12 protein-coding genes and 1 pseudogene are annotated in these 11,502 nt (G+C 70.9%); 4 read left to right on the forward strand and 9 right to left on the reverse strand.

Features of this window, described 5'->3' with window-relative positions:
- Positions 1-102, forward strand: a pseudogene (locus ABD126_RS10900) (IS481 family transposase); the annotation flags it as partial.
- A gap of 21 nt (positions 103-123) precedes the next feature.
- Here ABD126_RS10900 and ABD126_RS10905 read toward each other — a convergent pair.
- The gene (locus tag ABD126_RS10905; RefSeq protein ID WP_343933639.1) at positions 124-363 is read right to left on the reverse strand and encodes an acyl carrier protein; all 240 of its coding nucleotides are present in this window, start codon (positions 361-363) and stop codon (positions 124-126) included.
- A 28-nt stretch (positions 364-391) separates the two neighbouring features.
- Positions 392-1,093: an acyl-ACP--UDP-N-acetylglucosamine O-acyltransferase family protein gene (locus ABD126_RS10910; protein ID WP_343933640.1), complete on the reverse strand. Its 702-nt coding sequence runs from the start codon at positions 1,091-1,093 to the stop codon at positions 392-394.
- 167 nt (positions 1,094-1,260) lie between these two features.
- Between ABD126_RS10910 and ABD126_RS10915 the strand changes: the two genes are divergently transcribed.
- Positions 1,261-2,358, forward strand: a complete 1,098-nt coding sequence (locus tag ABD126_RS10915; protein WP_343933641.1) for a DegT/DnrJ/EryC1/StrS family aminotransferase — start codon at positions 1,261-1,263, stop codon at positions 2,356-2,358.
- On the forward strand, positions 2,355-3,320 hold the full coding sequence (locus ABD126_RS10920; RefSeq protein ID WP_343933642.1) for a Gfo/Idh/MocA family protein: 966 nt from the start codon (positions 2,355-2,357) through the stop codon (positions 3,318-3,320). The genes ABD126_RS10915 and ABD126_RS10920 overlap by 4 nt, the downstream gene beginning before the upstream one ends.
- Before the next feature lie 62 nt (positions 3,321-3,382).
- Here the strand turns inward: ABD126_RS10920 and ABD126_RS10925 are convergent, their stop codons facing one another.
- The 5 genes from ABD126_RS10925 to ABD126_RS10945 all read right to left on the reverse strand — a co-directional run bounded on the left by ABD126_RS10925 (position 3,383) and on the right by ABD126_RS10945 (position 8,364).
- On the reverse strand, positions 3,383-4,387 hold the full coding sequence (locus tag ABD126_RS10925; protein WP_343933643.1) for an FG-GAP repeat domain-containing protein: 1,005 nt from the start codon (positions 4,385-4,387) through the stop codon (positions 3,383-3,385).
- Between the two features lie 214 nt (positions 4,388-4,601).
- Positions 4,602-5,792 (reverse strand): glycosyltransferase family 4 protein, encoded by a 1,191-nt coding sequence (locus ABD126_RS10930; protein ID WP_343933644.1) that lies wholly within the window; start codon positions 5,790-5,792, stop codon positions 4,602-4,604.
- Positions 5,789-6,262, reverse strand: coding sequence for an acyltransferase (locus ABD126_RS38790; protein WP_425542783.1), 474 nt, complete (start codon positions 6,260-6,262; stop codon positions 5,789-5,791). The genes ABD126_RS10930 and ABD126_RS38790 overlap by 4 nt, the downstream gene beginning before the upstream one ends.
- Positions 6,259-7,191 carry an NAD-dependent epimerase/dehydratase family protein gene (locus tag ABD126_RS10940; protein ID WP_343933645.1) on the reverse strand — a complete coding sequence of 311 codons (933 nt, stop codon included), beginning with the start codon at positions 7,189-7,191 and terminating at the stop codon, positions 6,259-6,261. Before ABD126_RS10940 ends, ABD126_RS38790 begins: the two co-directional genes overlap by 4 nt.
- 42 nt (positions 7,192-7,233) lie before the next feature.
- A complete protein-coding gene (locus tag ABD126_RS10945; protein WP_343933646.1) occupies positions 7,234-8,364 on the reverse strand; it encodes a DegT/DnrJ/EryC1/StrS family aminotransferase in 1,131 nt (376 codons plus the stop codon).
- 111 nt (positions 8,365-8,475) lie between these two features.
- On the opposite strand from ABD126_RS10945, the gene lhgO reads away from it, so the two are divergent.
- Positions 8,476-9,666, forward strand: coding sequence for an L-2-hydroxyglutarate oxidase (gene lhgO / locus ABD126_RS10950; protein ID WP_343934207.1), 1,191 nt, complete (start codon positions 8,476-8,478; stop codon positions 9,664-9,666).
- 46 nt (positions 9,667-9,712) lie between these two features.
- Here the strand turns inward: lhgO and serS are convergent, their stop codons facing one another.
- Together serS and ABD126_RS10960 are read right to left on the reverse strand one after the other, a co-directional pair.
- Positions 9,713-10,963 carry a serine--tRNA ligase gene (serS, locus tag ABD126_RS10955; RefSeq protein WP_343933647.1) on the reverse strand — a complete coding sequence of 417 codons (1,251 nt, stop codon included), beginning with the start codon at positions 10,961-10,963 and terminating at the stop codon, positions 9,713-9,715.
- Positions 10,964-11,039: 76 nt separating this feature from the next.
- Complete coding sequence (locus ABD126_RS10960) at positions 11,040-11,492, reverse strand: DUF350 domain-containing protein (protein ID WP_343933649.1); 453 nt, start codon at positions 11,490-11,492, stop codon at positions 11,040-11,042.
- Positions 11,493-11,502 lie beyond the last annotated feature (10 nt).

The following is an 11,502-nucleotide window of genomic DNA, read 5'->3' on the forward strand; positions in this document are numbered from 1 at the left end:
CCGCAGTGGCTGCACACCTACAATCACCACCGCAGCCACACCGCGCTCAAGGGCCTACCACCCGCCAGTCGCGTCCCCAACCTCACGGGGCAGTACACCTAGGGCGCGGCCGGTCGGCCGGGGTCAGTCCTCGACGCCGAAGCCCTTCAGCATGTCCACGGCGACCTTGAAGCTGCTCATGTCGATGACCTGGTCGGTCTCGAACTGGACGTCGAACTCGTCCTCGATGGCCGCGACGAGGGCCATGTGACCGACGGAGTCCCACTCGTCGATGTCGCGGTACTTGAGGTTCTCCACGTCCACGTCGTCGGACAGTCCCAGGGCCTCGACGAAGACAGTGCGCAGGCGGTCGTTCAGCGCCATGAGGTTCTCGATCTCCGGTGTTCGCGGGTCAGTGGTTCAGCGGGGCCCGGTCGGCCCACGCCTTCAGCAGGACGGACAGCTCCTCGGGCAGCAGGTGCGCGGGCAGTTCGCCCTTGCCCTTGAGGAACGGCTCCAGGGCGGCGATGGTCTCCTCGTCGCAGCCGCGACGGTTGAGGCCGACCGTGTTGATGCCCGAGGTGCGGGCGGGGTTGCCGACGGTGATGGTGAACGCGTCGACCTCCTTGCGCACCGCCGAGCCCATGCCGATCATCGCCCCGGGGCCGATCCGGCCGTTCTGGTGCACCACCGTGCTCATGCCGATGTTGACGTGCGACCAGACCTCGGTGTGGCCGCCGAGCTGGACCGAGCACGCCAGGACGACGTTGTCGCCGAGGGTGACGTCGTGCCCGACGTGGCTGCGGACGAGCAGGTAGCAGTCGTCGCCGACCCGGCTGGCCCGGTGCGTGCCCTGGTGGACGGTGACGTACTCGCGGATCTTGTTGCGGTCGCCGATGACGACGCCCTCACCCGCCAGCTCGCCCTCCCAGGCCACCGGGTGGGGACCACCGCGGTCCTCGGCCGGGGTGCCGATGGTGACGTGCGGGCCGATCCAGTTGCCGTCGCCGATGCGGCACGGGCCGACGATGACGGCGTAGGGGCCGATGACGTTGCCGTCGCCCAGCTCCACACCATCACCGATGATCGCCGTGGGGTGAATGCGATTAGCCACGTGGTCCATTCCTGCCGCGATCGGTCTGCGTTGGGGGTGCTACCCACCGCCGAGGCCGGCCGCAGGGACGACGGAGGGCAGGAGGTAACGTGTGGCCCGCGTCAGGGCGGGACGACCAGTCACTGTACCGGACGCCGCCCACCGTCTCCGGAGCGAAAGACTTCAGCATGATCCCCATCACCGTTGTCGATGTGGCCGACGCGGAGCCTCTCGTCGTTGAGGTTCTGCGGTCGGGTTCCATCGCTCAGGGCCGGATGGTCAAGCGTCTGGAAGACGCCTTCGCCGCCGTCGCCGGTGTGCCGCACGCGATCGCCGTCAACAACGGCACGACCGCGTTGGTCGCCTCTCTCCAGGCTCTCGACCTGAAGCCCGGCGACGAGGTCGTCACCTCCCCGTTCACGTTCGTCGCGACGCTGAACGCGATCCTGGAGGCGGGCGCGACCGCCCGGTTCGCCGACATCCGGCTCGATGACTTCTGCATCGACCCGGACGCGGTGGCGGCCCAGATCACCGACCGCACCAAGGTGCTCATGCCGGTCCACCTCTACGGGCAGACCGCGGACATGGGGCGCCTGGCGCCGCTGGCCGCCGAGCACGGCCTGCACCTGGTCGAGGACGCCGCCCAGGCGGTCGGCGCGACCTTCGAGGGCAAGCCGGCGGGCAGCTTCGGCACCGGCTGCTTCTCGCTCTACGCGACGAAGAACGTGACCACGGCCGAGGGCGGGATGATCACCACCTCGGACGACGCGCTGGCGGACAAGCTGCGCGTGCTGCGCAACCAGGGGATGCGCGCGCGCTACCAGTACGAGATGGCGGGCCACAACTACCGCCTGACCGACCTGCACGCCGCCGTGGGCATCCCGCAGATGGAGAAGCTGGACCAGCTCTCCGAGGCCCGCCGGCGCAACGCCGAGGCGCTCACCAAGGGTCTCGCCGACATCGCCGGCCTGACCACGCCGTCCGTGCTGCCGGGCCGCACCCACGTGTGGCACCAGTACACCGTGCTCGTCGGCGACGACGCCCCGGTGACCCGCGACGAGCTGGCCGCGAAGCTCACCGAGCGCGGCATCGGCAACGGGATCTACTACCCGAAGGTCGTCTTCGACTACGACTGCTACCGCGACAACCCCGGTGTGGTCGCGGGCGACGTGCCGGTGGCCACGCGGGTGGCCCGCCAGGCGCTGTCGCTGCCCGTGCACCCGAAGCTGACCGACGCCGAGCTGGAGACGATCGTCGCCAACGTGCGGGAGGTGTTCGGCGCGTGACCGCCAAGCACCGGGTCGCCCTCGTCGGAACCGGCTCGATGGGCTCCCTGCACGCACGCGTGCTCTCCCAGTCCGACCGCGCCGAGCTGGTGCGCGTCGTGGACCCGCGGGAGGAGGCCGGCCGCGCGGTGGCCGACCGGTTCGGCGCGGACTGGTCGCCGGAGATCGGCTCCCTCGCCGACGTGGACGCCGTCGTGCTGGCCGCGGCCACGGAGGTGCACCACAAGCTGGCCCTCGAAATCCTCGACCAGGGCACCCCGCTGCTGGTGGAGAAGCCGGTGTGCGCCGACCTCGCGGGCAGCGAGGAGGTCGTGGGGCTGTCGGAGAAGCAGGACATCCCGCTGATGTGCGGGCTGCTGGAGCGCTACAACCCGGCGGTCATGACCGCGCTGAAGCTGATCAGCGAGCCGGTGCACGTGATGGCCCGCCGGCACGGCCCGTACGCGCCGCGGATCAAGACCGGTGTGTCGTGGGACCTGCTGGTGCACGACGTGGACATCGCCATCCAGTGCTTCGGCGGCGTCGAGCCGGTGCGCGTCACCGGTGGCGTCGGCTACTTCCACCCGTCCTCGGTCGAGGACGCGGAGGACAACGTGGAGACGGTGCTGACCTTCCCCAGGGGCATCGCCTCGGTGTCGGCGAGCCGGATCGGCCAGCGCAAGGTGCGCTCGCTCGTGGTGTCGGAGATCGACCGGCTCATCGAGATCGACCTGCTGCGCCGGGACGTCACCATCTACCGCCACGTGTCGCACGACGCGGTGACGCCGGACGGCCTCGGCTACCGGCAGCAGACGGTGATCGAGATCCCGGAGCTGGTGTCCGGCCGCGAGCCGCTGGCCACCCAGCTCGACCGGTTCCTCGACCTGGTGGAGGGCAAGGTGGACGCCGCGCAGGAGCGCCGGTCGATCCTGCCCGCGCACCGCGTGGTCGCGCAGGTGCTGGAGTCGGCCAAGAACGCCTGACCAACGACGAAGGCGGGGTGGGACCGGTCGGTCCCACCCCGCCTTCGTCGGTCAGGCCGCGATCAGCTGATCACGTCGTTGGTGTTCCAGCCCCAGCCCATCAGGACCGGCGCCTGGAGGGTCTGCAGCGGGTTGTTGGCGTCCCACGTCGGCGAGTGCCGGTAGGCGACCAGCTCGCCGTTGTGGCGGCGGCCCAGCACGTCGGGACGGGCGTCGTTGTCGACGTCGCTGATGGTGACGGCGTTCAGGGTCGACCAGCCCCAGCCGAGGGTCCACTGCGCGCCGGTCGGGTTGCCGTTCGGGTCGAGCGGCCCGTCCATGAACGAGAACACGCCCAGGACGTCGGCGGGCTCCAGGTAGACGACGTCGAGCACGCCGTCCAGCGTCATGTCGGCGAGGTTCATCTCGACCGTGTAGCGCACGCCGGACAGGATGTTGACCGGCGCCTTGAAGGTGCTCACGCCGTTGTAGACGCCGCTGTGCTCGTACAGGACCGCGTAGTCGCTGCCGACGCCGCGGGCCACGATGTCGTCGTAGCCGTCGCCGGTGACGTCGCCGAGCGCCACCAGGTCGTTGATGTGCCAGCCGTACCCGACGATCGAGGACGGCGCCAGCGTGCTCAGGCCGTTGAACGTGCCGCTGTGCGGGTAGACCCGCATGACGCCGCCGTTGTCGATGCTGACCACGTCGGCGTGGCTGTCGCCGTTGATCCGGCCCTGGCCGATCCAGCGGAACCCGCTCCAGCCGGTGTTGATCGTGACGGCGGGCTGGTAGGTGTAGATCCCGTTGAAGCTCTTGCTGTTCGGGTAGACCTTCAGCACGCCGTTGTCCGCCTGGCGGGCCATGATGTCCTGCCAGCCGTCGGTGGTGAAGTCACCGCTGCGGCCACCGCTGGACGCCGAGCGGGTGCTGATGCCACCCGCCCTGCCGGGCGTGAAGCCGTCGACGGCGCGCATGGTCGTCGCCGTGGCCGGCGCGCCCTGCGCCGCGGCGACCGCGACGGGGATGATCGGGATGGTGGCGGTGACCGCGGTGGCGACCGCCAGAAGACGCAGCTTGAGCTGCATGTAGTGCACTCCTGCTTCTCTTCGCGCAGAGAAGGGTGCCACCACCGCGGGTGCGGCGTTGACAGTCAGGCCCCCCAAGAACCACGTCAGCCGAGACCAACGACGCGAGATCACTCTCGCCCCCCGTGTCCTATATAGGCGGAGGCGGGTGGAATGTTTCACGTTTCGCCGACGAATCGGCGGCGAGTTGCCCGAACGGGGGCGGAACCGGGCGTCAGGCCCGGTTCGCGGACACCAGCTCGGCGAGCACTTCCAGGTGGCGGTCCAGCACCTTCTCCATCGTGAAGTGCCGCTCGACCAGTTCGGTCGCGGCCTCGGCGATGTGCCGGGACTCGTCCGGGTCGGTCAGCGCCTCGACCAGCCGGGCGGCGAGGGCGGCCACGTCGCCGACCGGAACGAGGTGCGCGTTGTGCCGGTCCACCAATTCGATGTCGGGGAAGTTGTCCTCCCGCACCGCCGCCACCACGGGCACGCCCGCCGCCATGCTCTCCAGGCTCGCCATGCCCAGGCCGTAGCCCTGGAGGTCGTGGCTCTCCACCTGCGCGGCGGCCAGGTAGTGCGGGATGTCGGACTTGGGCACGGCCCCGGTGGTGATCACCGACTTGTCCACGCCCAGCTCCCGCGCGCGCTTGAGGAACGCGTCGAAGTACACGCCGCCGACGACCAGCAGCTTCGCGTCCGGCACCGCCCGCAGGACCTCGGGCATCGCCTCCACCAGGGCGAGCCGGTCGCGCAGCGGGATCACGTGCCCGGTGGAGAGGATGACCGGGTCGTCGCCGAGGTCGTGCCGCTCGCGGACGATCCGGCCGTCGCCCCCGCGCACCCACTCCGGCTCGACCCCGACCGGGATCGGGACCATGCCGCCGATCGCGCCGCGGTACTTGCGCTTGATGTAGTGCTCCATCTGGACGTCCAGCACCACGTAGGTGGGCACGTACCCCCGGAGGAACGGAGCGACCACGAACCGGTCGAGCTGGTTGAACAGGAACTGGTAGAGCGGGCGGGGGCTCTCCAACCGGGTGTGCACCGACAGCAGCGTCGGGACGCCCCGCTTGCGCGCCCACAGGCCGCTGAACCAGGTCAGGTCGAAGAACTGCCCGTGCTGGTGGACCACGTCGGGCCGGAACTCGTCCAGCACCGCCTCCAACCGCCGCGGCAGCGACGGCCGGACGGTGAACGCGATGTCGAAGTTGATCGCCAGCCGGGTCTTCGGCAGGCGGAACGCCGGGAGCCGCACCACCCGGACACCGTCGTGCACGGTGTACGGGGGCTCCTCGGCGTGTTCGGCGGTGACGACCAGCACCTCGTGCCCGGCCGCCGCGCTGCCCTTCGCCAACGCCCACGAGAGGTGGGCGCTCCCACCCACGCGGGGCGGGTAGAAGTTGTTGACGACGGCGATCCTCACGCGCGTCCCTCGCCCGCCTCGGAGGTGTGGCGGACCCGGACCTCCGATCCGTCGATCTCGACGACGCCGATCGGGCGGGCGGGTACACCCGCCACGACCGTGCGCGGCGCGACGTCCTTGCTGACGACGGCGCCGGCGGCGACCACCGCCTCGTCACCGATCGTGACACCCATCATGACCACGGCGTTCGCGCCCAGGAACACGCGGTCGCCGATGGTCACCGGCGCCCGGTCGACCGTCGGGTACGCCCGGCCGGACACGCACCGCTTCATGGAGCTGTGGGTGTAGATGTGCACCCCGCTGCTCACGTCGCAGCCCGCGCCGATGCGCAGCCCGCCGGACCCGTCGAGCACCGCGAACGCGCCGATCCAGGTGCCCGGACCGATCTCCGGGTCGCCGGTGATCCACGCGTGGCGGTTGTACGGGTTCGGCGGCAGGCCGTGCTGCTCGTCGAACGTCGGCGCGCTCACTTCGCGGAGGCTCGCACCAGCTCGGCCATGCCCTGCTCGACGGTGATGGTCGGCTCCCAGCCGAGCACCTCGCGGGCGCGGGTGATGTCGGCCGCCCGGCGCGAGACCAGGACGTCGCGCGGGTTGAACTGGGGCTCCACGTTCACGCCGACGGCGTCGATCAGGATCTTCGCGAGCTGCGCGATGGAGGTGTCCACGCCGGTGCCGATGTTGATCGGCACGTTGGCCTGCTCACTCTCCAGGGCCAGCACCACGGCGCGGGCCAGGTCGTGCACGTGGACGAAGTCCATCGACTGCTCGCCCTTGCCGTCGATGATCGGCGGCTGGCCGTTGCGCAGGCGCTGGATGAAGTGGTTGATCACCGAGGTGTAGTACGCCTCGATCTTCTGGCCCGGGCCGTACACGTTGAAGAAGCGCAGGGCGTTCCAGGACAGGCCCTTCTGCCGCTGGTAGAAGCCCAGCAAGTCCTCGCCAGCGCGCTTGGTGATGCAGTACGGGGTGAGCGGGCGCAGCTCGTCGTCCTCGTGCATCGGCAGCCGCTTGGGGTCGCCGTAGACCGACGCCGTGGAGGCGAACACCAGCCGCTGCACGCCCTCGTCGGCCGCCGCCGCGAACACGTTGTGGTTGCCGGTCATGTTGATGTCGACCGACTCGTGCGGGTCCGCGATGCTCTTGTTGATCGACACCGTGGCGAAGTGGATGACGTGGGTGCAGCCGCGCATGGCCTCGCGCACCGCGCCGCCGTAGCGCACGTCCTTCTCGACCAGCTCGACGTTGCCGCCGGCGACCAGCTCGTTGACGCGGTCGCGGTCACCGCGGGACATGTTGTCGAACAGTCGGACCTTGTACCCGCGCTCCAGCAGCAGCGGGATGACGTGCATGCCGATGAAACCGGCGCCACCGGTGAAGAGCACGGTGCGGTCGGACATGGCGGGCAACTCCTTGAGCTCGGGGACTTCGACCTGGTCGGGTCAGGCCAGTTCAGCGAGGACGTCGCGGACCGCCTCGGCGGCGCGCTCGACCTGTTCGTCGGTGAGGTTCGCGTGCATCGGGATGGCGAGGTGCCGGCGGAACACGTCCGCGGACACCGGGCACGGCTGCGTGGCGCCGTAGATCGGCTGGACGTGCGACGCGTACGTGCCGAAGTTGCACTGCACACCGCGTCCGCGCAGCTTGAGGGCTACCTGGTCGCGGCTGATCGAGGGGTCGATCGTGATGATGTACGCCTGCCACGGGTGGGTGCGGTCGGGCAGCGTGACGGGCAGCTCGATGCCCTCGACGTCCTTGAGCAGCTCGCCGTAGCGCTCTGCGACGTGCGTGCGGGCCGCCAGCAGGCTGGGCAGGCGGTCCAACTGGACGTTCATGATCGCGGCCTGCACGTCGGACAGGCGGTAGTTCCAGCCCAGCTCGTGGAAGCTCGGGATGGGCAGGGTGTCGCTGCCCTCACGGCCGAGCGCGGGCTCGATGCCGTAGGTGTGCAGCTTGCGCACCCGGGCGTCCCACTCGGCGTTGTCCGTGGTCAGCGCGCCGCCCTCGCCCGAGGTGATGCCCTTGCGGCCGTGGAAGCTGAACGCGGCGATGTCGGCGAGGCTGCCCGCCGGGCGGCCCTTGTAGGTGGCGCCGGCCGCGCACGCCGCGTCCTCGATCAGGAACAGGCCGTGCTTGTCGGCGATCGCGCGCAGCTCGTCGTAGTCGGCGGGCTGGCCGGCGAGGTCCACGGCCACGATGCCCTTGGTTCGGGGCGTGATGGCGGCCTCGACGGCGGCCGGGTCGACGGTCCAGATGTCCGGGCGCACGTCGGCGAACACCGGCTTGGCCCCGGTGTACATGACGGCGTGGCCGGTGGCCGGGAAGGTGTAGTCGCCGACGATGACCTCGTCACCCGGCCCGGCGCCGAGCACGTGCAGCGCCAGGTGCAGTGCCGAGCCGCAGTTGCTGGTGGTCAGCGCGTGCGCGGTGCCGACGGTCGCCGCGAACCGCTCCTCGAAGCGGCGGCACGTGGGGCCGGCGCCGGCGAGCCACCCGGACTTGAAGACCTCGGCGATCGCGGCCAACTCCTCGTCGCCGACCGTGGGCTGACCAAGGATGATGGGGTCAGACATGATTCTCCCTGCGTGGACCGTGAGCGAGTCTATAGGTGAGTTTCGCACCGCCCTCGACGGCCCCGTAGGCTCCCGGCGCACACCAACGGGCTAATGGAGACGGGGACGCACGTGCGGCACATCGTGGTCATCGGCGGCGGCATCATCGGTCTGGCGACGGCTCACGAGCTGGCCGCCCGCGGGAACCGCGTCACGGTGCTCGAAAAGGAGTCGCACTGGGGCGCGCACCAGACCGGGCACAACAGCAACGTGGTGCACGCCGGCCTGTACTACAAGCCGGGGTCGCTGAAGGCCCGCATGTCGGTCGCGGGCAACGCCTCGATCGTGGAGTTCGCCCGGGAGAACGGCGTGCCGGTCGAGGTGTGCGGCAAGCTGGTCGTGGCGACCTCCGCCGACGAGATCCCGCGCATGGAGGTGCTGGCCGAGCGCGCCGAGGCCAACGGGGTGCCGGTCAAGCGGATCTCCCCGCAGGAGGCCCGCGAGTACGAGCCCGAGGTGGCGTGCGTCGCGGCCCTGCGGGTGGAGAGCACCGGCATCATCGACTTCCCGGCCGTGTGCGAGGCCCTGGTCCGCAGGCTCGCCGGGCACGACGCCGACCTGCGGCTCGACAGCCCGGCGCTGGCGATCCGGGAGGCGCGCACCGGTTCCGGCGTCGAGGTCGCCACCCCGCGGGGCGTGGTGCGGGCGGACGCGCTGGTCAACTGCGCCGGCCTGCACAGCGACCGGGTGGCGCGGCTGGCCGGCCTGCGACCGAAGGCCACCATCGTGCCGTTCCGCGGCGAGTACTACGAGCTGCGCCCGGAGAGCACCCACCTGGTGCGCGGCCTGATCTACCCGGTGCCGGACCCGACCCTGCCGTTCCTGGGCGTGCACCTGACCCGGATGCTCGACGGCAGCGTGCACGCGGGCCCGAACGCGGTGCTCGCGCTGCGGCGCGAGGGCTACCGGTGGCGCGACGTCTCCGCGACCGACCTATGGGAGGTCGCGAAGTTCCCCGGCTCGTGGAAGCTGGCCCGCAAGTTCGCCCGGACCGGCGTCGAGGAGGTGCTGCGCTCGTTCTCGCGCAAGCGGTTCGCCGCGAGCCTGGCCCGGCTGGTGCCCGCGGTGCGCGAGGAGGACCTCGTCCGCGCCGGGGCCGGGGTGCGCGCGCAGGCGATGCTGGCCGACGGGTCGCTCGTGGACGACTTCCTGATCGAGACGGCGCACCGGCAGGTCCACGTGCTCAACGCGCCGTCCCCGGCCGCGACCGGCTCGCTGGAGATCGGCCGGTACGTGGCCGATCAGGTGGTCGGGCAGTTCTGACCGGTGGGTGGCCGCCCCCGGGAGCGGGGGCGGCCGACCGCCGCGGTCAGACGGGCCGGAGCACGTCCAGGCCGAGGAACGGGCGCAGGGCCTCGGGCACGGTGACCGAGCCGTCGGCGTTCTGGTGGTTCTCCAGGATCGCCACGATCCAGCGGGTGGTCGCCAGGGTGCCGTTCAGGGTGGCCACGACCTGCGGTTTGCCGTTCTCGTCGCGGTAGCGGATGTTGAGGCGGCGGGCCTGGAAGGTGGTGCAGTTCGAGGTGGAGGTCAGTTCGCGGTAGGCCTGCTGGGTGGGGACCCACGCCTCGCAGTCGAACTTGCGGGCGGCGGAGGTGCCCAGGTCGCCGGCGGCCGTGTCGATGACCCGGTAGGGGACCTCGACCTTGGCCAGCATCTCCTCCTCCCAGGCGAGCAGCTTGGCGTGCTCGGCCTCGGCGTCCTCGGGGCGGACGTAGGAGAACATCTCGACCTTGTTGAACTGGTGCACGCGGATGATGCCGCGGGTGTCCTTGCCGTACGACCCGGCCTCGCGGCGGTAGCACGACGACCAGCCCGCGTACCGCTTCTCGCCGTCGAGGATCTCGTCGGCGTGGTAGCCCGCGAGCGGCACCTCGGACGTGCCGACCAGGTACAGGTCGTCGTCGCGCAGCCGGTAGACCTCGCTGGCGTGCGCGCCCAGGAAGCCGGTGCCGGACATGATCTCGGGGCGGACCAGGGTGGGCGTGATGGCCAGCGTGAAGCCCGCGCGGGTGGCCTGGGCGACGGCCATGTTCAGCAGCGCCAGCTCCAGCTGGGCGAGCGCGCCGGTCAGGAAGTAGAACCGGGAGCCCGACACCTTCGCGCCGCGCTCCATGTCGATGCCGCCCAGCCGGGTGCCCAGGTCCAGGTGGTCCAGCGGCTCGAAGTCGAACGTGCGCGGCTCGCCCACGTGCTTGAGCACGACGTAGTCGTCCTCGCCGCCGGGCGGGGCGTCCGGGTGGACCAGGTTGGGGACGGAGCGGTGCAGCTCCGACAGCTCCGCCTCGGCCTGGGACTGCTCGGCCTCGGCGGCTTTGACCTCGGCGGCCAGCTCCTTGCCCTTGGCCAGCAGCGCCTCGCGCTCCTCGCCGCGCGCCTTGCCGACCTGCTTGCCGAACGCCTTCTGCTCGCCGCGCAACGCGTCGGCGCGGGCGATGGCCGCCCGCCGCCGCTCGTCGGCCGACAGCAGCGCGTCGACCACGGTCTCGTCCTCGCCACGCGCCCGCTGCGACGCGCGGACGGCTTCCGGGTTCTCGCGCAGGGCTTTGAGGTCAATCACGAGGCAGAAGAGTAGCCCGTCACCGCGTCGGGCATCGCCCCATGTCCGGAACGAGGCCCGACGCGCGCACGACCGGCTAGCTGATCGCCACCGCCACGACCAGGCCCAGGGCGAAGTGGGCGCTGGCCACGACCGCGCTGGCCGGCGCGAAGCGCTCGGACTCGATCAGCGAGCCGATGTCCAACCGCGTCACCCACTCCAGCAGGCGCACCGCGAGCACCTGCACCACGATCCCCACCAGGCCGTAGATCAGGGCCGACAGCAGACCCTCGTCCAGCTTGCCCTCGGAGCTGTAGATCGCCACCACGACGATCAGCGCCATGCTGAGCAGGCCCGCCGCCGTCACGATGACCGCGTTCGGCGCACCCGTGCGCACCAGGGTCGAGAGCTTGCCGGGCGTCGTCCAGTCGATGGCGTAGAAGCCGAAGACCATCAGCCCGAGGCCGACGACCGCGTACAGGGCGATCGCGCCGATGCCCCGGCCGATCGCGGAGCCGAAGCCCGGGTCCAACGCGAGTTCGCTGATCACTGCCACTCCA

Source organism: Saccharothrix mutabilis subsp. mutabilis (assembly GCF_039521145.1).
Classification (GTDB): Bacteria; Actinomycetota; Actinomycetes; order Mycobacteriales; family Pseudonocardiaceae; genus Actinosynnema; species Actinosynnema mutabilis.

Excerpts from the sequence above, each read along its gene's own strand:
- ABD126_RS10905 (WP_343933639.1), bottom strand. The coding sequence starts at position 363 with ATGGCGCTGAACGACCGCCTGCGCACTGTCTTCGTCGAGGCCCTGGGA.
- ABD126_RS10915 (WP_343933641.1), top strand. The coding sequence starts at position 1,261 with ATGATCCCCATCACCGTTGTCGATGTGGCCGACGCGGAGCCTCTCGTC.
- ABD126_RS10940 (WP_343933645.1), bottom strand. The coding sequence starts at position 7,191 with ATGTCCGACCGCACCGTGCTCTTCACCGGTGGCGCCGGTTTCATCGGC.
- ABD126_RS10925 (WP_343933643.1), bottom strand. The coding sequence starts at position 4,387 with ATGCAGCTCAAGCTGCGTCTTCTGGCGGTCGCCACCGCGGTCACCGCC.
- ABD126_RS10945 (WP_343933646.1), bottom strand. The coding sequence starts at position 8,364 with ATGTCTGACCCCATCATCCTTGGTCAGCCCACGGTCGGCGACGAGGAG.